The organism is Bradyrhizobium liaoningense, assembly GCF_018130825.1.
GTDB lineage: Bacteria > Pseudomonadota > Alphaproteobacteria > Rhizobiales > Xanthobacteraceae > Bradyrhizobium > Bradyrhizobium liaoningense_B.
In genome coordinates, this window is the sequence record NZ_JAFCJS010000001.1 from 1192066 (window position 1) to 1214672 (window position 22607).

At 65.4% G+C, this 22607-nt stretch carries 25 protein-coding genes; 11 read left to right on the top strand and 14 right to left on the bottom strand.

Annotation, left to right across the window (positions count from 1 at the left end):
• The first annotated feature begins 46 nt into the window (after positions 1-46).
• Complete coding sequence (locus JQ603_RS05820; RefSeq protein ID WP_212337261.1) at positions 47-1243, top strand: hypothetical protein; 1197 nt, start codon at positions 47-49, stop codon at positions 1241-1243.
• Here JQ603_RS05820 and gmk read toward each other — a convergent pair.
• From gmk to fabD, 7 genes are all read right to left on the bottom strand, one after another.
• Positions 1176-1835, bottom strand: coding sequence for a guanylate kinase (gene gmk, locus JQ603_RS05825; RefSeq protein ID WP_212337263.1), 660 nt, complete (start codon positions 1833-1835; stop codon positions 1176-1178). The two genes, JQ603_RS05820 and gmk, sit on opposite strands and share 68 nt — an antisense overlap.
• Before the next feature lie 3 nt (positions 1836-1838).
• Positions 1839-2726, bottom strand: coding sequence for a YicC/YloC family endoribonuclease (locus JQ603_RS05830; RefSeq protein WP_212337265.1), 888 nt, complete (start codon positions 2724-2726; stop codon positions 1839-1841).
• A 114-nt stretch (positions 2727-2840) separates the two neighbouring features.
• Positions 2841-4124, bottom strand: coding sequence for an endolytic transglycosylase MltG (gene mltG, locus JQ603_RS05835; protein ID WP_212337267.1), 1284 nt, complete (start codon positions 4122-4124; stop codon positions 2841-2843).
• Between the two features lie 125 nt (positions 4125-4249).
• Positions 4250-5515, bottom strand: a complete 1266-nt coding sequence (fabF, locus tag JQ603_RS05840; RefSeq protein ID WP_212337270.1) for a beta-ketoacyl-ACP synthase II — start codon at positions 5513-5515, stop codon at positions 4250-4252.
• A gap of 109 nt (positions 5516-5624) precedes the next feature.
• Positions 5625-5864 carry an acyl carrier protein gene (locus JQ603_RS05845; protein WP_008130699.1) on the bottom strand — a complete coding sequence of 80 codons (240 nt, stop codon included), beginning with the start codon at positions 5862-5864 and terminating at the stop codon, positions 5625-5627.
• 315 nt (positions 5865-6179) lie between these two features.
• Complete coding sequence (gene fabG, locus JQ603_RS05850) at positions 6180-6917, bottom strand: 3-oxoacyl-[acyl-carrier-protein] reductase (protein ID WP_211408377.1); 738 nt, start codon at positions 6915-6917, stop codon at positions 6180-6182.
• A 67-nt stretch (positions 6918-6984) separates the two neighbouring features.
• A complete protein-coding gene (gene fabD / locus JQ603_RS05855; protein ID WP_212337271.1) occupies positions 6985-7944 on the bottom strand; it encodes an ACP S-malonyltransferase in 960 nt (319 codons plus the stop codon).
• A gap of 317 nt (positions 7945-8261) precedes the next feature.
• Here fabD and JQ603_RS05860 point away from each other — a divergent pair, with 317 nt between their 5' ends.
• Both JQ603_RS05860 and JQ603_RS05865 read left to right on the top strand, forming a co-directional pair.
• Positions 8262-8435, top strand: coding sequence for a hypothetical protein (locus tag JQ603_RS05860; protein ID WP_212337273.1), 174 nt, complete (start codon positions 8262-8264; stop codon positions 8433-8435).
• A gap of 92 nt (positions 8436-8527) precedes the next feature.
• On the top strand, positions 8528-9490 hold the full coding sequence (locus tag JQ603_RS05865; protein ID WP_212337275.1) for a GGDEF domain-containing protein: 963 nt from the start codon (positions 8528-8530) through the stop codon (positions 9488-9490).
• Here JQ603_RS05865 and JQ603_RS05870 read toward each other — a convergent pair.
• Positions 9487-10512, bottom strand: a complete 1026-nt coding sequence (locus JQ603_RS05870) for a fatty acid desaturase family protein (RefSeq protein WP_212337277.1) — start codon at positions 10510-10512, stop codon at positions 9487-9489. The two genes, JQ603_RS05865 and JQ603_RS05870, sit on opposite strands and share 4 nt — an antisense overlap.
• Positions 10513-10515: 3 nt before the next feature.
• A complete protein-coding gene (locus tag JQ603_RS05875) occupies positions 10516-11223 on the bottom strand; it encodes a TetR/AcrR family transcriptional regulator C-terminal domain-containing protein (RefSeq protein WP_212337279.1) in 708 nt (235 codons plus the stop codon).
• A 342-nt stretch (positions 11224-11565) separates the two neighbouring features.
• On the opposite strand from JQ603_RS05875, the gene rpsF reads away from it, so the two are divergent.
• From rpsF to rplI, 4 genes are all read left to right on the top strand, one after another.
• Positions 11566-12066: a 30S ribosomal protein S6 gene (rpsF, locus tag JQ603_RS05880; protein WP_028171082.1), complete on the top strand. Its 501-nt coding sequence runs from the start codon at positions 11566-11568 to the stop codon at positions 12064-12066.
• A 5-nt stretch (positions 12067-12071) separates the two neighbouring features.
• Complete coding sequence (gene rpsR / locus JQ603_RS05885) at positions 12072-12311, top strand: 30S ribosomal protein S18 (protein ID WP_007592020.1); 240 nt, start codon at positions 12072-12074, stop codon at positions 12309-12311.
• A gap of 128 nt (positions 12312-12439) precedes the next feature.
• Entirely contained in the window at positions 12440-13420 is a 981-nt protein-coding gene (locus JQ603_RS05890; RefSeq protein ID WP_212337281.1) for a DUF2232 domain-containing protein, read from the top strand.
• 46 nt (positions 13421-13466) lie between these two features.
• Complete coding sequence (rplI, locus tag JQ603_RS05895) at positions 13467-14066, top strand: 50S ribosomal protein L9 (RefSeq protein WP_212337282.1); 600 nt, start codon at positions 13467-13469, stop codon at positions 14064-14066.
• A gap of 114 nt (positions 14067-14180) precedes the next feature.
• Here rplI and JQ603_RS05900 read toward each other — a convergent pair whose 3' ends face one another.
• The 3 genes from JQ603_RS05900 to JQ603_RS05910 all read right to left on the bottom strand — a co-directional run bounded on the left by JQ603_RS05900 (position 14181) and on the right by JQ603_RS05910 (position 16315).
• Positions 14181-14648, bottom strand: a complete 468-nt coding sequence (locus JQ603_RS05900; RefSeq protein WP_212337283.1) for a PaaI family thioesterase — start codon at positions 14646-14648, stop codon at positions 14181-14183.
• 11 nt (positions 14649-14659) lie between these two features.
• Complete coding sequence (locus JQ603_RS05905) at positions 14660-15256, bottom strand: TetR/AcrR family transcriptional regulator (protein ID WP_212337284.1); 597 nt, start codon at positions 15254-15256, stop codon at positions 14660-14662.
• A 105-nt stretch (positions 15257-15361) separates the two neighbouring features.
• On the bottom strand, positions 15362-16315 hold the full coding sequence (locus tag JQ603_RS05910; protein WP_212337286.1) for a hypothetical protein: 954 nt from the start codon (positions 16313-16315) through the stop codon (positions 15362-15364).
• A 277-nt stretch (positions 16316-16592) separates the two neighbouring features.
• Here JQ603_RS05910 and JQ603_RS05915 point away from each other — a divergent pair, with 277 nt between their 5' ends.
• Positions 16593-17843 carry an SAM-dependent methyltransferase gene (locus JQ603_RS05915; protein WP_212337288.1) on the top strand — a complete coding sequence of 417 codons (1251 nt, stop codon included), beginning with the start codon at positions 16593-16595 and terminating at the stop codon, positions 17841-17843.
• Between the two features lie 3 nt (positions 17844-17846).
• Here JQ603_RS05915 and JQ603_RS05920 read toward each other — a convergent pair whose 3' ends face one another.
• Entirely contained in the window at positions 17847-18053 is a 207-nt protein-coding gene (locus JQ603_RS05920) for a transcriptional regulator (protein WP_212337290.1), read from the bottom strand.
• 550 nt (positions 18054-18603) lie between these two features.
• Here JQ603_RS05920 and JQ603_RS05925 point away from each other — a divergent pair.
• Entirely contained in the window at positions 18604-20112 is a 1509-nt protein-coding gene (locus JQ603_RS05925; RefSeq protein WP_212337292.1) for a replicative DNA helicase, read from the top strand.
• An 80-nt stretch (positions 20113-20192) separates the two neighbouring features.
• On the top strand, positions 20193-21452 hold the full coding sequence (alr, locus tag JQ603_RS05930; RefSeq protein WP_433996622.1) for an alanine racemase: 1260 nt from the start codon (positions 20193-20195) through the stop codon (positions 21450-21452).
• An 11-nt stretch (positions 21453-21463) separates the two neighbouring features.
• On the opposite strand, the gene JQ603_RS05935 is transcribed toward alr, so the two are convergent.
• Positions 21464-21682 (bottom strand): hypothetical protein, encoded by a 219-nt coding sequence (locus JQ603_RS05935; protein WP_211408389.1) that lies wholly within the window; start codon positions 21680-21682, stop codon positions 21464-21466.
• A gap of 40 nt (positions 21683-21722) precedes the next feature.
• Between JQ603_RS05935 and JQ603_RS05940 the strand changes: the two genes are divergently transcribed.
• Positions 21723-22493, top strand: coding sequence for an exodeoxyribonuclease III (locus JQ603_RS05940; RefSeq protein WP_212337294.1), 771 nt, complete (start codon positions 21723-21725; stop codon positions 22491-22493).
• Positions 22494-22607 lie beyond the last annotated feature (114 nt).

Below are 22607 nucleotides of genomic sequence, written 5' to 3' on the forward strand. Positions count from 1 at the left end.
GAAAGGGATGGTTAAGAGTTGCGTAATGCGTAACCGGGAGACCAGGATGGGCAACCGAACCGCGAAATTCGTATCTGCGCTTGTTGGCAGCATCATTGCCGGCGCACCACTCGCCGCCGTGTCGCAGAACGCGCCTGTTGCATCGAGCACCGCCGGTAGCGCGAGCGACTGCCTCGCCTCGCCGAAGGGTTCCGCACCGCAGGGGCAGCACTGGCACTATCGCGTCGAGCGCGGGACCAAGCGGCAGTGCTGGTATCTGCGTGCCGAAGGCAGCAAGCCGAGCGCACAGGCGACGCGAAGCGCCCAGGCGACGACCGACGGACAAAATGCCGATGCGGCCGCGCCGCCATCAGTGCAGAATGCGCGTGCCGAATACGTTGCGCCGCAGACCGGCGCCACATCGGGCGCGCCGAGCATCACCGCGCCCGCGCCGGCCGCAGCGACTGCGCCGCCGGTCGCACAGCAACCGCCGAACGCCGTCACCGCAACCAGTTCAGAACAGCCCTCCGTTGCCACGCGTTGGCCTGATACCCCGGCAACGTCCGCTGCGTCGCAGCCGATGCCCGCTCCCGACGCGGCAGCCCCGCAGCCGAGCACAAAGCCGGCGAAGGCGCCGGTGGCCCTCGCTACGGCCGAAATTCCCCTCGACAAGCCGACCGGCTCGCTCCAGATGCTGCTACTCGTCGTCGGCGGCGCGCTGGCGCTCGCCGGCATCCTCGCCAGCCTTATCTACCGCTTCGGCGGCGCGCGCGTCCGCGTCCAGGCGAGCGAACACCGCCGCGTGAACTGGGACGATCGTGAGCACCAAAATCAGGACCGCGCACCCTGGCTCAAGGAGATGCCGGCCACGCCGCGCGCGCGGCAGCGGCGCCCGATCGACTTCGATGCCGTGCGTCCGCAGGCCGTGCAACTTGCCGCGATCGACCGCGAGATCGACGTGATCGAAGCGCACGAGCCGCCGGCCGCCTCCGAAGCCGTGCAGCCCGATGCGGACAATATCCCGGTGTTCGACCGGGAGTTCGAGATCGAGACCCCCGCGCCCCGATTGGCTGCGAACGAGGCCGATAACGAGACCGCTGAACAGCATGATGGCCGCAATGAGGACGCGGTCGACATCGACATCATCACGACGATGCTGGAACGGCTGCTGAACGAAGGGCCGCGACTGTCGCAGCCTAGCCCTGAAGCTGAGCTTGCAGCCCTCGCACAAAGCCGACGAGGCCCGTCCGCCGCTCGCGCTTGAGGCGTTCGGCCTTCAGGATCGACTGCACCTCGGCGAAGGCCGCGTCGACATCGTGGTTGATCACGATGTAGTCGTACTCGGCCCAGTGGCTCATCTCGTCACTGGCGCGGCTCATGCGCTTGCGGATCACCTCGTCGGAATCCTGCGCGCGCGAATGCAGCCGCTTCTCGAGGTCGGCGGCCGAGGGCGGCAGGATGAACACGCGAACCACGTCGACGCTCGCCTTCTGGTGCAGTTGCTGCGTGCCCTGCCAGTCGATGTCGAACAGCACGTCCTGCCCGGCCGATAGTGCCGCCTCCACCGGAGCGCGCGGCGTCCCGTAGAGATTGTCAAACACGGTGGCCCATTCGAGCAGCTCGCCCTGCTCCACCATTGTCTCGAACTTGGGCTTGCTGACGAAGAAATAGTCGCGCCCTTCGACCTCTCCCGGCCGCATCTGACGCGTGGTCGCCGACACTGACATCTTCAAGCCGGGCTCCCGCTCCAGCAGCATGCGCGACAGCGTCGTCTTGCCCGCGCCCGAGGGCGAGGACAGCACGAACATCAAGCCGCGCCGCTCGACACCGTCAGTTCCGTGACCGCCCGTCGCCATCGATCACTCCAGATTCTGGACCTGCTCGCGGAACTGCTCGACCACGTTTTTCATGGCGAGTCCCGTATTGGTGAGCTCGATGTCGTTCGACTTCGAGCAGCAGGTGTTGACCTCGCGGTGAAACTCCTGCGCCAGGAAGTCGAGCTTGCGCCCGATCGGGCCGCCCTTGCCGATCAGCTCGCGCGCCTGCGCGACATGCGAGGCGATGCGGTCGAGCTCCTCGCGGATGTCGGCCTTGGTCGCGATCAGGATCGCCTCCTGCATCAGGCGGTCGGAATCGAAACGGTCGGAGGTGTCGAGCAGGGTTGCAATCTGCTCGGCGAGCCTCGCCTTGATCGCCTCCGGCTTGCGGCCGGGCGATGCTTCCGCCTTTTTCGCCAGCTGCTCGATCTCGTCGACCCGCTGGGTCAGGATCTGCCCGAGCGAAATCCCCTCGCGCTTGCGCATCGCGACGAGCTCGTCGAGCGCCTTGTCGAAGGCCTGCGCGGCAGCGGCACGGGCCGCCTTGTCCTCCTCCTCGTCGCCCTCGGGCTCGGCCACCTCGACCACGCCCTTGATGGCGAGCAGGCCGTCGATGCTCGGCGCCACGGCGTCGACCTTGCCGGAGATCAGCGCGGCGGCCTTCAGCACCGCATTGAGCACGTCCTCGTTGACGCGCACCGTGGCGGCCGCGTTGGTGCGCTTGACGTTGAGATTGGCGTAGACCGTGCCGCGCGACAGCAGCTCGCCGGCGCGCTTCTTGGCATGGGCCTCGAGCTCATCGAACCCCTGCGGCAGCCGCACCCTGAGGTCAAAACCCTTGGCGTTGACCGACTTCAATTCCCATTCGAACGTGTACGGCCCGCTCGCGCCGTGGCTTCGGGCAAAGCCGGTCATGGACGACAGCGCCATCAGGTCAGATTCTCCAGGAACAAAAGGATTCGCGAGGCATCAAGCCACGCGAATCTTAAGACTATTTTGCAGGAAAGTGGAATCCGCAAAGTCCCGTAGGCAGGTATGAGCTGCCTAACGCTGGACCACCGGCGGCGAGGACTGCACCGCGCCCTGCCGGGCCGGCGCGGGATTGGCTGGATTGGCCGGGCGCGTCGCCGGCGGCTTTTTCTGCTGGTTGGGCCGCGCCGGCGTGGTCGCAGTCGGCGCGTCGGCGGCACCGGGCGCGGCGCCCGCCGGGGACTGCGCATCCTCGGCCGGCTCGACCGTGTCGTTCTGGATCTGCTTCTCCATCGCCCGCAGCTTGGCGACGTTCTTCTGGTGCGCGTCGTAGGTCTCGGTGAAGGCATGCCCGCCGGTGCCATCGGCGACGAAATAGAGGTCGCGGGTGCGGGCCGGGTTGGCGGCGGCTTCCAGCGAGGCGCGGCCGGGATTGGAGATCGGGCCCGGCGGCAGGCCGTCGATCACATAGGTGTTGTAGGGCGAAGGCTGCGTGATCTCGCTGCGCTTGATCGGACGTCCCAGCGTGCCCTTGCCGCCAACGAGACCATAGATGATCGTGGGATCGGACTGCAGCTTGATCTTCTGCTTCAGGCGATTGACGAACACGGCGGCAACACGGCTGCGCTCGTCGGGCTTGCCGGTCTCCTTCTCGACGATCGAGGCCAGCGTCACCAGCTGCTCGGGAGTCTTGACCGGAACGTCCTGATTGCGGCGCTCCCAGATCTCCGCCAGCACGCGCTTGTGCGCCTGCTGCATGCGCTGGATCACCTGCTCGCGCGTGGTGCCGCGCGGGAATTTGTAGGTCTCGGGCAGCAGCGTGCCTTCGCGCGGCAGCTCGCGCACGCTGCCGGTGAAGATGTCGTTGTCGGAGAGCCGCGCCACGATCTGCTCGGAGGTCAGGCCTTCCGGGATCGTCACGGCGTGCTGCACCACCTTGCCCTCGACGATGGTGGCGATAACGTCGCGCAGCGATGCGTTCTTCTGGAACGAATACTCACCCGGCTTGAGGTCCGAGCTCGCCTTCAGCGCCGCGACGCTGGCGATGAACACCCACGGATTGACGTCGGTCACGCCTTCCTTGTTCAACGTCTCGGCGATGTCGCGCTTGCCGGCACGCTGCGGGATGTTGACGATCTTGTCTTCCCTCAGCGGCCCGGGTGCTTCCAACACCTGCCGGCCGTAATAATACACGCCGCCGGCGCCGAGCATGGCGATCAGCAGCAGGGTGATGATGGCATTGCCGACGACCACGAAGGGGTTGCGCGCGCGCTCCGATCGCTTCGGCGGCGGCGGAACCTGCTCGGGCTCGAGCGCTGCCCGCGGACTCCGGGGCGAAATGGGCGGCCTTTCACTCATCGAAGCAACCTGAATCCTGCCGGTTCAACCGCGGCCTGACAATCGCTTGCCCAGCCAAATGCACGCGCCCACTTCTATGACTATCGCCGAATGCGGCAAAACGGTGGATTCGTCTCAAACGCAAACTAACTGGCCAAACGCCGGACGATCACCGACGCATTGGTGCCGCCAAAACCGAAAGAGTTCGACAACGCGACGTTGACCTCACGCTTCTTCGCCGTGTGCGGCACGAGATCGATCGCAGTCTCGACCGACGGATTGTCCAGGTTGATGGTCGGCGGCACGACATTATCCCGAATCGCGAGAATGGCGAAGATCGCCTCGATTGCGCCGGCCGCGCCGAGGAGATGGCCGGTCGACGACTTGGTCGAGGACATCGCAATCTTGGAGGCGGCGTTGCCGAGCAGCCGCTCGACCGCGCCGAGCTCGATCTCGTCGCCGAGCGGCGTCGAGGTGCCGTGCGCGTTGATGTAGTCGAGATCGGACGGCGTCAGGCCGGCACGCTTCAGCGCCGCCGACATGCTGCGGAAACCGCCATCGCCATCGGGCGACGGCGACGTGATGTGATAGGCATCGCCCGACAGACCGTAGCCGATCACCTCGGCGTAGATCCTGGCGCCGCGGCGCTGCGCGTGCTCGAGTTCCTCGAGCACCAGAACGCCGGCGCCCTCGCCCATGACAAAACCGTCGCGGTCCTTGTCGTAGGGCCGCGAGGCCTTCTCCGGCGTGTCGTTGAAACCGGTCGAGAGCGCGCGCGCGGCATTGAAGCCGGCAATGCCGATGCGGCTGATCGGCGATTCGGCGCCCCCGGCGACCATGACGTCGGCATCGCCGAGCGCGATCAGGCGGGCGGCATCGCCGACCGCATGGGCGCCGGTCGAGCAGGCCGTGACCACCGAATGGTTCGGCCCCTTCAGCCCGTGCGCGATCGAGACGTAGCCGGAGGCAAGATTGATCAGGCGGCCCGGGATGAAGAACGGCGACACCCGGCGCGGTCCCCGCTCCTTCAGCAGGATCGCGGTGTCGGCGATACCGTTGAGGCCGCCAATGCCCGACCCGATCATGGTGCCGGTGGCGCACTTGTCCTCTTCGGATTCCGGATGCCAGTTGGCATCGTCGAGCGCCTGGCCCGCGGCGGCCATGGCGAAGACGATGAAGTCGTCGACCTTGCGCTGGTCTTTCGGCTCCATCCATTTGTCGGGATTGAAGCTGTCGTTGGTACCGTCGCCGCGCACGACGGTGCATGCGTATTTGGTCTGAAGATCGGAGACATCGAAGCTCTCGATCGGGCGCGCACCGCTTTCGCCGTTGAGGATGCGTTTCCAGGTCGGTTCGACGCCGCAGCCGAGCGGCGACACCATGCCGAGACCAGTGACGACAACCCGCCTCATATCCGAAAACTCCGCATCGAAAGATTCACGGCCAATAACAAGAAACCGGCTGGCCGCTGCGAAGCGGCCCGTCCGGTTTCAACTGTTGTCCCCGCGAAAATGAAGAGCCTTAGCTCTTCGCGTTCTTCTCGAGAAACTTCGTGGCGTCGCCGACGGTGAGAATCGTTTCCGCAGCGTCGTCCGGAATCTCGCAACCGAATTCTTCTTCGAACGCCATCACCAGCTCGACGGTGTCCAGACTGTCGGCGCCGAGGTCGTCGATGAAGCTCGCAGCGTCGACAACCTTCTCGGGCTCAACACCAAGGTGTTCGACCACGATCTTCTTAACCCGCTCGCCAATGTCACTCATTGCTTAACCTCGTGTTGTTCCCTGTAGACCCGACCCCCCGGGACGATACGAGCCGTCGTGGTCGTGTTACTTGCCTTTGCTTACGAACTTTAGATTTGGCCCCATCTCAACCGATGCAGGGCCCGGCGAACGACGGCCAAGGCACCGCATCGCCAATATACAGGGTTTCAAAAACCTGCAATGGCGTTCTTTGCCCATCCGTTGAAGGTCCGGTTATCATACTTCAATTGCCTTGACTACAAGCCTCATTTCGCTCCGGAAACGGCCGTTTGCCGCATCCCGCACCGCCCATGTGGGCGGTGCAGAACGAGGGCGTCAGATCATGGCCATGCCGCCATTGACGTGAATGGTCTGGCCGGTGACATAGGCCGCTTCGTTCGAACTCAGGTAGACGGCGGCGGCGGCAATGTCCTCGGGCGTACCCAGGCGGGCAGCCGGAACCTTGGTCAGGATCGTCTCGCGCTGCTTGTCGTTCAGCGCATCCGTCATCGGCGTCTTGATGAAGCCGGGCGCGATGCAGTTCGCGGTCACGCCGCGCTTGGCGTATTCGGCACCGAGAGTCTTGATCATTCCGATCAGGCCCGCCTTCGATGCAGTATAATTGCCCTGCCCGGGATTGCCGGTGACGCCCACCACCGAGGTGATCGCGATGATGCGGCCGAAGCGCTTGCGCATCATCAATTTGGTGGCGGCACGCGCCAGGCGGAAGGTCGCGGTCAGATTGACGTTGATGACCTCCTCCCAGTCCTCGTCGCGAAGCTGCACGAAGAGGTTGTCGCGGGTGATGCCGGCATTGGCGACGAGAATGTCGACCTGCCCCATCGCGGCTTCCGCGGCGGGCACCAGCGCCTCGACCTCGTCGGCCTTGGAGAGATTGCAGGGCAGCACGTGAACGCGCTCGCCGAGCTTGCCGGCAAGCTCATCCAGCACCTCCTTGCGCGTTCCCGAGATCGCAACGGTGGCACCCTGCGCATGCAGCGCCTGCGCGATCGCGCCGCCGATGCCGCCGGTCGCGCCGGTGACGAGCGCCTTTTTGCCAGTCAGATCGAACATTGAAAACTCCTCCAAAGCACGATCCGGAAAAGTGTGCAGCGGTTTTCCGGAAAGATCGTGCGTAAACTTAAGCCTGCTTCGCAGCGGCCAATGCATCCTTGGCGGCGGCAATGTCGTTCGGTCCGCCCACGGCAACACCGACGGCACCATCGGCGATACGCTTGACGAGTCCCGTCAGCACCTTGCCGGCGCCGATCTCGAAGAAACGGGTGACACCCTGCCCGGCCATATAGGCAACCGACTCGCGCCAGCGCACGGTGCCGGTGACCTGCTCGACCAGGCGTCGGCGGATCTCGTCGGGATCGGTGATGGCGGTCGCCAGCACGTTCGAGACCAGCGGCGCGGCCGGCGCCTTGATCGTGACCTTCGCTAGCGCCTCGGCCATCGCATCGGCGGCCGGCTGCATCAGCTTGCAATGGAACGGCGCGGACACCGGCAGCAGCATGGCGCGCTTGGCGCCTTTGCCCTTGGCGATCTCCACGGCGCGATCGACCGCCGCCTTGTCGCCGGAGACCACCACCTGCCCGCCGCCATTATCATTGGCGGCCTGGCAGACCTGGCCCTGCGCCGCCTCGCCTGCGACCTCCATGGCGGCCTCGTAGTCGAGGCCGAGCAGTGCGGCCATCGCACCGGCGCCGACCGGCACGGCTTTTTGCATTGCAAGACCGCGGGTGCGAAGCAACCGGGCAGTATCGGAGAGCGTCAGGCTGCCGGCCGCAGCCAGCGCCGAATATTCGCCGAGCGAGTGGCCGGCGACGAAGGCTGCGTCCCGCCCCACGGAAAAACCGGCTTCAGCCTCCAGTACGCGGAGGGTGGCGATGGACACCGCCATCAGCGCCGGCTGGGCGTTCTCGGTGAGCTGGAGGGTCTCGGCCGGGCCATCCCAGATGGTGGCCGTCAGCTTCTCCCCAAGCGCGGCATCGACCTCGTCGAACACAGCGCGCGCCGCCGGAAAGGCGTCGGCCAGGGCCTTGCCCATGCCAACCGCCTGGGACCCCTGCCCTGGAAATGTGAATGCTGCCGTCATCGGCGCTCCCCTGGATCACTTGAGCCGTTGTATCGAGAGCCGGCAGCCGACTACGTCCGGCCCCAAGCCTTGGTTCCCGATCATGCTCCGAAGGGGGCCGTAGACAACGACCGGGGCCGCGCTGTCAAGCCGCGACGGGCCCTCCGGGACAGGCATCCCGCCCCAAAACCCGTTCGTTGCCCTGCACCAATCGGGCCTGCCAGCCGCTTCGCTGCAAAGCGTTTACGCTGTCGGGAACTTGGTTCCCGGACTTAAGCGGCCTTAAATACCGGCCGCCTTAGGTTGCGGCCATGGCAACAATGGTCCCACAGAGATCGATGGCCTCAGCTTCTGCCGGGCAAACCCGGCAGCCGTGGCTTCCATTGCAGGCCTGCGTCGACTGGCTGCTCGCAGGGCCACGCCCGCAGCCTGACGACATCCACAACGAATTGCTGCAGCAGCGGACGAACAAGACCAGGACACTGGTGGTGGCGGTGGGGCATCGCTGCTGATCGCCTCGCTATCGGCGGCGCTGACGGGCGCTGCCTGGGCCTATGCCTGGGTGCTGGCGGAAATCGTCCTCGGGAGCACACGTATCTCGCTGATGATGAGAGCCCTTGCAAAGGCGAAGCGTGACCGGCGGGCGCCGGTGAACGTCTCGCCGATCTGGGCGGGGCTCGCATCGGTCATCCTGATCTCGGCCGGCTGTTATCAATGCGTCGCTTCGGGCGTCATGCCTCTGATCCTGATGGCCGGCATTGGCCTCGCGAACCTCGTCGGCGGCATCGCGTCGCGCAACGCCGGCACACCGCGCTACGGCATCCTCCTGATCTGCATCCTGACGCTGCCTTTCGCGCTCGCGACGATCATGTCGCCGGTACCGTTCCTGTTCATCATCGGCCTGCAAACGCCGGTCTACACGGCGGGAATGATCTTCCTGCTGCTGGAGAACCACAAGATTCTGCTCGACCTTCACCATTCCGAGCGCAACAACCGCCTGATGGCGCATCACGACCTGCTCACCGGTCTGCCCAACCGCGCCCTCAACCAGAAACTGTTCGCCGAGATGCTCGACGGCCCGTGGCCGGATGCAGCCTCTGCCGCATCGAAGCTCACCGTGTTCTGCGTCGATCTCGACGGCTTCAAGGGCGTCAATGACAGGTTTGGACATGCCGCGGGCGATGCCGTTCTCGTCGCGGTGGCGAAGCGCCTGCGCGCCAGCGTGCGCGACGCCGATGTCGTATGCCGGCTCGGCGGCGACGAGTTCGTCGTGCTGCTGCCTCACATCACGGAGAGCGAAGCCGCCATCGTGGCGCAGCGGATCATCTCGAGCGTCTCTGAACCATTCGAATTTGCACCAGCGGTCCGCGTCGGAGCCAGCATCGGGCTCGCATCGGCGCCGCGCGACGGGACGACCGCAGACGAACTGCTGAGCGCCGCCGATCGCGCGATGTACGAAGCCAAGCGCGGCGGCAAAGGTGCTTTCGTGATCCACCGCAACGTCGCGTTCGTTGCCGAGGTCGTGCCTCTCGCCCCCGTCGCCCAGGCTCCAGCGCTGGCCTGCTAGAATCCACCTGCCTTCTGATCCGCACCGACCTCGGCGCCGGCCCGCGCCCGGCGCGCGCTGCTCGCCAATTGTCCCGGCCGGTCGTCGCGGTTCGGCTTGGCCGTCGCAAGCCGCAGCACGGCGGCATAGTTCGGTTGCACCTCCATGCGGCCTGCATGCCGGCTCTCGCTGAGCAGGCGATGCACCTTCGGCAAATTGTAGCAGGGCACGTAGAACAACAGATGATGCTCGAGGTGGTAGTTCACGTAATACGGCGCGATGAACAACCGCTCGAGAAAATTGGCATGCGTGGTGCGGGTGTTGCGCAGGGGATCGCTGCTGTCAGGCACGACGGCATGCTCGGCGATGTTGCGGATGCGGGTGATGACCATCATCCAGGTGAGCAACGGCACCAGCCATAGCAGCGGATAGGCCCACCACACGCCGGCCGCCGCGAGGCCAGCGAACATCACGGCATTGACGATGCATTGCGGGCCGAGCTTGTCCCAGAAATGCGAAAGACGCTGCCGCCACGGCCAGTCCTTCGGGCCGAGCGCATTGAGCAGTTGCGCCTTGCGCTGCTGGTAACCGGTCTGTCCGGTGATGTCGCGAATGAACTTGCGGCGGTAGCTCAGCTTCGTGATCGGAAACGGCGCTGACAGCACGAGATCGGGATCGTCCTCCTGCTGGGTGCGCGCATGATGCTGGAGATGGTAGCGGCGATAGGCGCGTGTCTCCGCAAAGATGGGATAGGCGCAGAACCATTGGCTCAGCGTCAGATTGGTGTTCTCGTCGGCGGACAGGCAGCCATGCGCGCCATCATGCATCAGGATTGCGAGGCCCAGCTGGCGCGAGCCGATGACGGCGACGGCGAAAATGTAAGTCAGCGGATTGGGCCACCAGGCAACCAGCGCAATCGCGCCAATGATGAGCGCCCAGGCATGCGCGATCAGCGCGACGCCTTTCCAGGTCACGCGCTGGCGCACGTCAGCCAGTTGATCGTCGGTCAGGAAATCACGGGCACGCATGCGAAGCGCGGTCATGGCCTAGCTCTCCTCATCCGTAGGGGTCGATGCATTGCCGTCGTCGACGAGGCGCAGGCGCGCAGCCTCGCCGGTGGACTTCGCCTGCTCACCAAGCACGCGCAGCATCTCGGCGCAGAGCTCGTCCGGCGAGCGGCCCATGGCATAGCCTTCGAGAATGACGCCGATCGCGACGGCCCAGAACCGCCGCGAGCTCTCGTCGGGCGCACGCAGGGAGCGCCAGCCGTGGCGCGCGACCTGGCCGGCATAGGCCCGCGCGCCCTCGGCGTGCAGGCGCTCGATGGTGCGCTCGACCAGCGGCGCCAGATCCTGGCGCCGACGTGTCAGGGTCAGGGCCTCGGCGAAGAAAGCGACCGAATCGCTCGCCGTCACCGTCTCGGCCAGGGCATGGGTGTACTCCCGCGGCGTGCGCGCCGTCAGCGCGGCCTGCTCGGTCGCGCGGGCCAGGTACAGGAGGTCGCGGCAGGCGCATTCGACGAACAGCGCCTCCTTGGTGCGGAAATAATAGGTGATCTGGCTCGGGAATGCGTTCGCGGCGGCCGCGATGTCGGTGATCGAGGCGCCCGACAGCCCCCGCTCCCGGAACAGCGGGCTTGCCGCGTCCAGCAGCAACGAGCGCATCTTGCGGCCGGCCGAGCGCGTGGCGCGCGCCGCGTGCTTGGGGTCGCCGGCGGCCGACTCGGATGGCGCGTGGGCAGATTTGTCTGCCATTGGATCCTCCCGTCGATTTATTTGTATGCTATACAAACAAATAAATCAAGCCAGATTGGTATCCAGAGCCGACTAAACTCGCCGGGACCGGGACTGTCCGGGCCGAAAACGCGCCCCCGAACCTTGCAAAGCCGGTCAAAATCCGTATAAAGCGCGCATCCGCAGACCCCGGCCGGGAGCTGAACGGACGGTCTCAACAAATCATTCGTGATTTTGGTGTGGCAGGGCCAGTCGGCCCGTCGTCCCGTGTTTCCGCCTTCTGAGCTTAATCCCAGAGTCCTTTCCGAAGGCCTCTTAAGGGCTTGACGCCGGGCGATGCGCCAACATGAGGAAAGGACCACCATGGCTCTCTATGAGCATGTTTTTCTCGCGCGTCAGGACGCGAGCCCGCAGCAGGTCGAAGAGCTGACTGCGCAGATGACCGGTATCGTCGAGGGGCTCGGCGGCAAGGTCACCAAGACCGAGAATTGGGGCGTTCGCTCCCTCACCTACCGCATGAACAAGAACCGCAAGGCGCACTTCGTGCTGCTCAACATCGACGCGCCGTCCGCGGCGATCGCCGAGATCGAGCGCCAGGAGCGCATCAGCGAGGACGTGATCCGCTATCTCAGCGTCCGCGTCGAAGAGCTGGAGGAAGGCCCGTCCGCGATGATGCGCAAGGCCGACCGTGACCGCGAGCGCGACGATCGTGGCGGCGGCTTCCGCGGCGAGCGCGAAGGCGGCTTCCGTGGCGACCGCGAGGGCGGTTTCCGTGGCGGTGATCGTGACGGTGGTGGCTTCCGCGGTGATCGCGGCCCGCGCCGTCCGCGCGAAGAAGCTGAAACCACGACGGATGGGGAGTAAGATCAATGGCTGAAGCTGGTGCACGCCGTCCGTTTTTCCGTCGTCGCAAGAGCTGCCCGTTCACGGGCGCCAATGCTCCGAAGATCGACTACAAGGACTCCAAGCTGCTGATGCGTTACGTCTCCGAGCGCGGCAAGATCGTGCCGAGCCGCATCACGGCGGTGTCCGCGAAGAAGCAGCGTGAGCTCGCCCGCGCCATCAAGCGCGCGCGGTTCCTGGGCCTGCTGCCCTACGTCATTCGCTAAGACGAATTCGGTCGGCGGCGATATCGCCGCCGGCCGCACTCTTTTGAACTCATAAGGCTTCCGGGTCGTCCGGTCGCCGATGGTTGGGGCAAGACGCCTCTAACCGCTCAAGGGGAGCGGGACAGCTGATGATGGCCTTTGGACTGATAGCCCTGATCGCCGGCGCTGCGTCGGCCCTGATGTTCGCCTCGATCGTGTCGGGCGCGCTGATCTCGCTCGTCCTGTTCTATCTCGCACCGCTGCCTTTGATGGTGGCTTCGATCGGCTGGGGACCGCTCTGCGCGAGCCTTGGCGGCATCACGGCTGCGATCGGCCTTGGCGCCCTGTTCGGCCTGCCCTACTGCATCGCTTTCGCCGTCACCGTCGCGCTGCCGGCCTGGTGGCTCGGCCATCTCGTCCTGCTCAGCCGGCAGGTCGGCCCGGTCGCGCTGGACGCTTCCGCCGCCGAGCCGCCAGTCGAGCCCGAACTCGAGTGGTATCCGGTTGGACGTCTGCTGCTGTGGATCGCCGGCTTCGCCACGCTGACCACGATCGCGGCCCTGCTCACGCTCGGCACCGACGCCGAGACCATCACCGGCACATTGCAGCGCGGCCTGCTGCGCATCCTCCGCTCCACCGATCCGCAGACCTCCGCCGAGGCCAGCCAGCTCGTCGACGCGCTGGTACGCATCGCGCCGGCCGCAGCGACCATCGTCGCGATGATGACGCTCACCCTCAACCTCTGGCTCAGCGCCAAGGTCACGGCGACATCGGGCCGGCTACGCCGTCCCTGGCCGGATCTGAAGACGGCGGAGCTGCCACCGATGACGCTGGTCGCGCTCTGCATCGCGCTCGCCTTCTGCTTCACCGGCGGGCTGCTCGCGATCGTCGCGCAGATCACGACGGCCGCGCTGATGATGGGCTACGCGCTAACCGGCTTTGCCGTGCTGCATACGCTGACGCTGGCGCTGAAGAGCCGCACCTTCTGGCTCGGCTCGACCTATGCCGTCGTGGTCGTGTTCGGATGGCCCGTCATCGCGATGGTCATCCTCGGTCTTGCGGACGCCGTGTTCGGCTTCCGCGAGCGCTTCCTGCGCAACCGGCAGCCGCCGCCGCTGCCAACCCCTTAAGTCCAACCCCGAAACTGAAACCAGAGCACTTCAAAGGAGAACGAATATGGAAGTCATTTTGCTGGAACGCGTCAACAAGCTCGGCCAGATGGGCGAAGTCGTGAAGGTTCGCGACGGCTATGCCCGCAATTTCCTGCTCAAGCGTGGCAAGGCGCTGCGCGCCACCGCCGACAACAAGGCCAAGTACGACGGCATGAAGGCCGACCTCGAGGCCCGCAACCTCGCCTCCAAGGCCGAAGCGTCCAAGGTTGCCGAGAAGATCGAGGGCAAGAACATCATCGTGATCCGTCAGGCCTCTGAAGCCGGCCAGCTGTTCGGCTCGGTCACGGTGCGCGACGTGGTTTCCGCCTTCGAGGCCGACGGCGTTTCGCTGGCCCGTCCGCAGGTGCAGCTCGACGCTCCGATCAAGACCATCGGCAAGCACGCAATCACCGTCGCCGTTCACCCCGAGGTCGAGGTCGAGGTCACCGTCACGGTTGCGCGCAGCCAGGACGAGGCCGAGCGCATCAACCGCGGCGAGGACATCTCGACCCGCAACGAGGACCGCGACGCGGCCGCCGAGGCGATCGCCGCCGCTGGCGAGTTCTTCGATCCGGAAGCCCAGCACGACGAAGTCGAGCCTGCCCCGGCTGCGGAAGAGAAGTAAGCCGAATACCGTCATTCCGGGGCGGTCCGCAGGACCGAACCCGGAATCTCGAGATTCCGGGTTCGATGCTTCGCATCGCCCCGGAATGACGAGATCTAGATCAGCCCGGTCGCCTCAGGCGGCCGGGCTTTTCGTTTTGGCACCGACGTCCTCGCTCAGCATCGCGATCGAGGCGAGCGCAGTTGCCGTATGCTTCTCCACGCCGTCACTGACGCAGAACACATCGGCGGCGACCACCGAGACCTGACGGCCCGGCTTGATCACCCTAGCACGGCAGATCAGCTTCTCGCCGACCGCGGGCGACAACAAATTGAGCTTGTATTCGGCCGTCAGCGCCGGCTGGCCGCGCGAGGTCGCCGCTGCGATCGTCGTGGCATTGTCGACCAGGAAGGCGGTGACGCCGCCGTGGAAGAAACCGTGCTGCTGCAACAGCTCCGGCCGCCGCTCCACCGCGATGGTGCAGGTACCGCGCGACAGATCCGACAGTTCGGCGCCGACCAGGTTCATAAATCCCTGCCGGCCGACATTGGCGTGGATGCGCGCGGCGATCGGCTCGAACTCGGGATCTGCTTCGGCTGGCATGAGGCCTCTCCTTATTGCTTGTTGATGCGATCGGCCGGGCGCAGCGCGCGGATGGCGCAGGCAATCAGAGTGGCCGCTTCGCCGCGTGGATCGGCGCGATCACGGCCCGACAGAAAGGCACGGCAAAAAATCTGCGCCGGGCCGATCAGCTGGCTGACGAACATCACCGGCGTCATCGGCAGCAGCTCGCCATTTGCAACCAGCGGCGCGCGCCAGCGCTCGATGCCTTCAGCGAGCCGCGCATTCTGCGCGCGCTGGGCGTCGCGGACGTCCTCGCCCCATTCGTTGCGCGAGATCTCGAAGAGATAGCGCGCCTCGCGCCGGCTCGAGACGACCCAGTCAAGATGTGCCCGGATCAGGCGATCGATGCCCTGCTCGGCATCGGGAACAGGGTCGAGCGCCGCCAGCACCGCAGCGTGATAGTGCCGGAGCACCTCGAGGAACAGCGCGCCCGCAAGCTCCTTCTTCGATCCGAATACATGAAAGAAGCTGCCGTTGGAGGCGCGAGCTTTGGTGCGGATCGCCGCCACGGTCGCGCCCTCGAAGCCGACGCGATCGAACACGGCGAGCCCCGCGGCCAACAAATCGTCACGTACACTCGCAGTCATCCGGACCTCCTAGAGTGATACTCTAGAGCATAGCTCTAATTGCGGTCAAGACGACGCGAAGGCCGCGATGAGGCGGCCTTCGCAAATCGATCGGAAAATGTGGGCTTACCGCGAGATCGGCGGGGTCGGCGGGCCGGAGGATTCCGCCGGCGGCGGGGCCGCAGCGGTCGCGGGCGCCGCCTCCTGCGGCTTGGCCGTCGGTTCGGAGCTTGCGGCAGGCGCAGCCGGCCTGGGAGCCGCCTCTTCCGCCGCCTTGGGCGCGGCCGGCTCGGCGGGCTTTGCGGCGGCTGGCGGAGCCGGGCTCACCTGCGGCACCGGATCGGGCCGCAGCGCCGGAGCTTCGCTGCCGCGCGGCTCGACCTTGGCGGTATCAGGCTTGGCCTCGGCGGGCTTCTCGGACGGCTTGGTTTCGGATTTGGCTTCACCGGAGTCCACCTTCGCGGTCTCGGGCTTGGCCTCCGGCTTCGGCTCGCTCTTCTTGTCTTCAGTGGCCGGCGCGGCGGCGTCGACCTTCGGCGCATCCTCGGTCCCGGGCTTGCCGCGACGCTTGCCCTTGCGTCCCTCTGGCGCCGGCTGGCCCTCGGGCCTTGCGCTCTCCTCGGCTGGCCGCGCGGCGCGCTTCTGGCGGCCCTCGGCAGGCGGAGCTGCGCCCTCGCCCTCCGGCTTGGCGGCTTCCTGGGAGCGCTGACGGCGGCCCTGATGTTCGGACGCCTGGCCAGGCGCGGTGGCGGCTTCCTTCTCCTTGGCGCCGTCCTTCTTGCCGTCCTTGGCCTGGTAGCGGGTGTCGGTGGCGCCGTTGGAGACGAGATAGGAGGCGAGAATGCCCGCCATGTCCGAGCTCGTGGTGTAGTGCTGGCGCAGGAAGCCCGGCAGCGAGCCCGGCGCGACGGACTTCAGCAGCCCGCGCGGGCTCTTGTGGCAAGCATTGCAGGTTTGCGCGAAGAGCTGGGACGGGGTCTTGCCGGCCTCGAGGTTCGTCGCCTGCGCAAGGACGGCATCGGTCGCGCCGAAGCCGATCAGAAGCAATACCGTCGCGAGGCTAAGCGCTCGGCTCGACATTCCCATCATCTCCATTGATTTTCCACACAGCCGGCAATCCGGCGCGCGGGCGGGTCACCTTTTAGCGGATTGAGCCGCGAATGGAAGCAGGCTCCGCACGCAAGGTGTGGTTAAGCGCTTTTCGAATATCCGCATTGAACACAACGCAATAGCGGGTCCGGAACAGCCTCCCTAAATTTAGATGCAAACGCATAGGAACCCGAGCGGGACCTGGGCGTCAGATGTGAAAAGCCGGCTTGATCGCATCTCTTCGGGTTCGCTCGAGAGGAAGGTGTCGATGGACCGTTTGTTGCGTCGATTCTTGTCTCAATTCATCCGTCGCGGGTCGATGACGGTGACCACGGCGGCGGGATCGAAGTTCACTGTCGGCGACGGCTCTGGCGAGCCGGTCGCAGTGCGCTTCGTCACCCCTGAGGCGGAGCGGAAGATCCTCGTCAACCCCGAGCTCGGGCTTGGCGAGGCCTATATGAACGGCGAGTTCGTGGTCGAACGCGGCACCATAGCTGATGCCCTCGCGATCCTGCTCGATCAACCCGACCTATTGCCGCAGTGGGCAAAACCCTGGTGGCACCTGCGCTACCTGACGCGACACCTGAAGCAATTCAATCCGCGCTCGCGTTCCCGCGCCAATGTCGCCCATCACTACGATCTCGACGCCCGGCTCTATTCGCTGTTCCTCGACGCCGACAAGCAATATAGCTGCGCCTATTTCGAGACGCAGGACACGACGCTCGACGATGCGCAGCTCGCCAAGAAGCGCCACATCGCCGCTAAGCTGCTCATCAAGCGCGGCCAGCGCGTGCTCGACATCGGCTCGGGCTGGGGCGGGCTCGGGCTCTATCTCGCGGAGATCGCAGGCGCCGACGTCACCGGCGTCACGCTGTCGACCGAGCAACTGCAGATCGCCAATGCGCGCGCGATCGAAAAGGGCCTGACCGGATCGGCCAGATTCCTGCTCCAGGACTATCGCGACATCGACGGGCCATTTGACCGCATCGTCTCGGTCGGCATGTTCGAACACGTCGGGGCGAGGTTCTACGATGCCTACTTCCAGCGCTGCGCCGAACTGCTGAGCGAGGACGGCATCATGCTGCTGCACTCGATCGGCCGTTCGCAAGGGCCGGATTCGACCAATCCCTGGATTGCCAAATACATCTTCCCCGGCGGCTACATCCCCGCTGTGTCCGAGGTGCTGCCGGCGATCGAGCGTGCGGGCCTCTTGGTCTGCGACATCGAGATCCTGCGTCTGCATTACGCCGAGACGCTGAAAGCCTGGCGGACGCGCTTCATGGCCCGGCGCGAGGAGGCCGTGCAGCTCTATGACGAGCGCTTCGCGCTGATGTGGGAATTTTATCTGGCGGCCTGCGAGATGACGTTCCGCAAGCAGGCCATGATGAACTTCCAGGTCCAGCTCACCAAGCGCCAGGGCGTGGTCCCGATAACCCGTGACTACATCGCACGCAATGAAGCCCGCCTGCGCGCCATCGAAGGCGGCGCCAGGACAAGGCTGAAACTCGCAGGTGAATAGGTTCTAGTGACGCAGCGTCGATATCGGGGACGCGCGGAAAGAGGCCGTTAACGCCAATTGCGCCCGCAGTTCGGCCAGGATCTCGGGCGCGACCGGCTGGCGGCGCACTTCGGGGCGCTCGGCGTGCTGCATGGCCGCAATCAGCCCGGACAGCCAAAGCCGGCTGCCTGCCTCGCTCCGCCAGATCTGTTGCTGCCGTTCTGGCCGCATCGCCTGCCTCGTCTTCCCGTCGCGGGTTGGGACAATTCCCTGCCCGCCTGCCTGTTCCGGCCCTACCCCGAAAGAATCCGGGGAGATGTGATCTGTTTCACATAAGTCTGGTCGGGTCCGGCCTAGACCGTCGCCATGAGCAAAGAGACCCAAACCTCATTCGACGTGCAGGACGACCTCCGCACCGATTACGCCCTGATCGCCACGGGCGTCGGGGCGGCGCTGGTTGCGCTGGTCTACCTCCTGCTGGTCTGAAGCCGAGCCCAAGGCGGCCAGCGCGCGCGTCATTCCGCGCGCTTCCCGAATAGGTCTGCGCGCCCATCCCCGAGGTTCACGGTTTCAGGATTTTTCCATGGCGTGGGACCCGGCCGCCTTGGGACGGGCGAGTTCCGCCAAAATCCGTCAAGCGCGGCGCATGCTGCGGCTGCTAATCATCCACCATTTTAACTGAGCGGTTGATAGCGGACAGCTTTCGCTTCCGCTTTGGCGTGAGGCGGCGCTTTATCCCGGCCCCGCATCTGCCCAAGAAAATTGCTAAGCACGCGCGATCATGGCCCTGACTGATTCGAACGTCCTCAAACTCGCGCCCGAAGCCGGAACTCCCGCCTATCGGAGCGCGCCGCATAATATCGAGGCGGAACAGAGCCTTCTGGGCGCGATCCTGGTCAACAACGATGCTTTTTACCGCGTCTCCGACTTCCTGGAGGCGAAGCATTTCTTCGAGCCGCTGCACCAGACCATCTTCGAGACCGCCGGCAGCCTGATCCGGATGGGCAAGATCGCCACACCCGTCACGCTGAAGACGTTCCTGCCCGCCGATACCGATGTCGGCGGCATGACCATCGGGCAATATCTGGCGCGGCTTGCCGCCGAAGCGACCACCATCATCAACGCCCAGGACTACGGCCGCACCATCTACGACCTGTCGCTCAGGCGCGACCTGATCGGCATCGGCGAGGACATGGTCAACGTCGCCTATGACGCGCCGGTCGACTTCCAGCCCCGGGCCCAGATCGAGGACGCCGAGCGCAAGCTCTACGAACTCGCCGAGTCCGGCCGTTATGACGGCGGGTTCCAGAAATTCTCGCAGGCGTTGGCGGTCGCAGTCGACCTCGCTGCAAAAGCGTTCCAGCGCGACGGAAAGCTGTCCGGCATCTCGACGGGCATGCGCGACCTCGACACCAAGATGGGCGGCCTGCAGCATTCCGACCTCATCATCGTCGCGGGACGTCCCGGCATGGGCAAGACGTCGCTGGCGACCAACATCGCCTACAACGTCGCCAAGGCCTACGTTCCGGAACTCCAGGCCGACGGCACCACGAAGGCCGCCAATGGCGGCGTGATCGGCTTCTTCTCCTGTGAAATGTCGGCCGACCAGCTCGCCACGCGTATCGTGGCCGAGCGCACCGGCGTTCCCTCCTCCCACATCCGCCGCGGCGGCATCTCGGAAGCCGATTTCGACAAGATCCGGGAAGTCTCGATCGAGCTGCAGTCGCTGCCGTTCTATGTCGACGCGACTGGTGGCCTGTCGATCGCGCAACTGATGGCGCGCGCGCGCCGACTGAAGCGACAAAAGGGCCTCGACCTGCTCGTGATCGACTACATCCAGCTGCTGTCGGGCTCGGGCAAGCGGAGTGACAACCGCGTGCAGGAAATCACGGAGATCACGACCAGCCTGAAGGCGCTCGCCAAGGAGCTCAACGTTCCCGTGATCGCGCTGTCCCAGCTATCGCGCCAGGTCGAATCCCGCGACGACAAGCGGCCGCAGCTCTCCGACTTGCGTGAATCCGGATCAATCGAGCAGGACGCCGACGTCGTCCTGTTCGTTTACCGCGAGGAATATTACCTCGCGATGAAGGAGCCCCGCCCAGGCACGCCTGAACACGAGAAGTGGCAGCTTGACATGAGTCTTGCGCACGGCAAGGCCGAAGTCATCATCGGCAAGCAGCGCCACGGCCCGACCGGCACCGTCGATTTGGCGTTCGAAGCCTCGGTCACGCGGTTCGGCGACCTCGCGCCTGACAGTCAGCTGCCGGCTCGCAGCGGCAACGACTACTGAGTGCTTCTCAGTTTCCTTGGGTTGAACCGCGCGGGTCTCTTGCGTAAAACGACGCCATGACAATGGCGTCCGATCCGAAAATGAACCCGCAATCCGGCCTTCTCTCCGCGGAAGCCAACCAGGCTGCCGCGCTCGCTGCTTACGGCGGCGTGCTCACCGTCGATCTCGACGCGATCATCGCCAACTGGCGCAAGCTCGAGAAGACCGCGGTGCCGGCCGAATGTTCGGCGGTGATCAAGGCCGACGCCTATGGCTGCGGTGCCGAGCAGGTCGCGCGCGCGCTGAGCAAGGCCGGCTGCAAGACCTTCTTCGTCGCCACCATCGAGGAAGCGCGCAAGGTGCGCGCGGCCGTGCCGGAGCCCACGATCTACGTGCTCGGCGGCTATTTCCAGAACACCGGCGAGCACTACGCCCAGATCAACTGCCGGCCCGTGATCGGCGATCTCAACGAGCTCGCCGAATGGGACGTGTTCTGCCGCCGCACCGGCTGGAACGGCGGCGCCGCGATCCACATCGACACCGGCATGAACCGGCTCGGGCTGACGTTATCGGAAGCGCAGGCGATCATCCCCCGCATCAATGCCGGCGATCACGGCATCACGCTCGTCATGAGCCATCTGGTCTCGGCCGAGCAGCTCAACAGCCCGGTCAACGCCAAGCAGCTCGCTTCCTTTCGCGGCATCGCCAGCGAATTCTCCGGCGTGCCGGCGGCGCTCGCCAACTCGTCCGGTATTTTCCTTGGCGCACCCTTCCAGTTCGATCTGGTGCGGCCGGGCGCTGCGCTCTACGGCGTCAACCCGACGCCGGAGGCCGACAATCCGATGCAACAGGTGGTCGACCTCAAGGCGCGCATCGTGCAGATCCGCAATGTCGAGCGCGGCGAGGGCGTCGGCTATGGCGGCACCTGGACCGCGCGGCGGCCGACGAAACTGGCGATCATCGCGGTCGGCTATGCCGACGGCTATTTCCGCGCCGCCAGCTCCAACGACGGCACCCGCGGAGCCGAGGTGATCGTCGCGGGCAAACGCTGCCCCGTCGCGGGCCGCGTCTCCATGGATTTGATTGCGATCGACATCACGGATCTGCCGCCGAACGCCGTACGTCGCGGCCACATGGTGACGCTGCTCGGCGAAGGCATCACCGTCGACGAGCTCGCGCATCATTTCGGCACCATCGGCTACGAGGTGCTGACCAGCCTCGGCCATCGCTATGCCCGCGTCTACAAGGGCGGCAATGTGGTCGAGCCGCTGGCAAAGCCGGCTCCGGCGACGGCAGCCGAGCAGCCGCCCTCACCGCCGCCGATCGAGCAGCCGGCGGCCCCGCCGCCGCTGCCGAGCTAAACCACCCGCGCCTACTTCTTCTTCCTGCTGTCCAGCGCTGCCTTGCAGGTGGCGCTGAGCTGGTCGCGCTTGGCGTTGAGGCAGGCGACGATGCCGCCGCCCGGCGCGATGCCGGCGCAGAATTTGTCATAGTCCGCCTTGCACGCGCCGCGCGTTTCGGCTGACTGTGCCGAAGTGGCCCCGGAGAACGCGACGACGAACGCAATAGCGGCAAAGCTCAACTTGGACATTGTTTCTCCGGAGACGGAAGGCAGGAGCCGGTAGCTCTACATGAAGATCGCGACATTCAACATCAACAACGTCAACCGCCGCCTGCCCAATCTGTTGGCATGGCTGCGCGCGGCAAAGCCCGATGTCGTCGCGCTGCAGGAGTTGAAGGCAAGTGATGGCGAATTTCCGGCCGCAGCCATCGAAAAGGCCGGCTACGGCGCAGTGTGGTGTGGACAAAGGACCTGGAACGGCGTCGCCATCCTCGCCCGCAACGCCGAGCCGGTGCTCACACGCGATCACCTGCCGGGCAACCGCGACGATCACGAGGCGCGCTACATCGAGGCCGCGGTGCGCGGCATCATCGTCACCAGCATCTACTTGCCGAACGGCAATCCGCAGCCGGGACCGAAATTCGACTACAAGCTCGACTGGTTCGCACGCCTCAGGCGCCACGCGAAAAGCTTCATCAAGCAGGACCTGCCCGTGGTGCTCGCCGGCGACTACAACGTCGCGCCCACTGAAATCGACATCTATCCGACGCGTTCGTGGGACAAGGATGCGTTGATCCAGCCGAAAAGCCGCGCGGCGTTTGCCTCGCTGGTCGAACAAGGCTGGTGCGATGCGATCCGCGCGCTATATCCGGACAAGCGCATCTACACGTTCTGGGATTACAAGCGAAACCGCTGGCCTCGCGATGCGGGGCTCCGGCTCGATCATCTGCTGCTCAGCCCTGCCCTGGCTTCACGCCTCGCGAAAGCCGGTGTCGACAAGAAGGTGCGTGCCGAGGATGGCGCGAGCGATCACGCGCCGGCGTGGTTGGTGTTGAAATAACGACGATCTCGTAGGGTGGGTTAGGTTTGCGGACTGCGCGAAGCGCAGACCGCAAAGCGTAACCCACCACTTCTATCTCCGCGGATCTGAACAGGGGTGGATTACGCTTCGCTA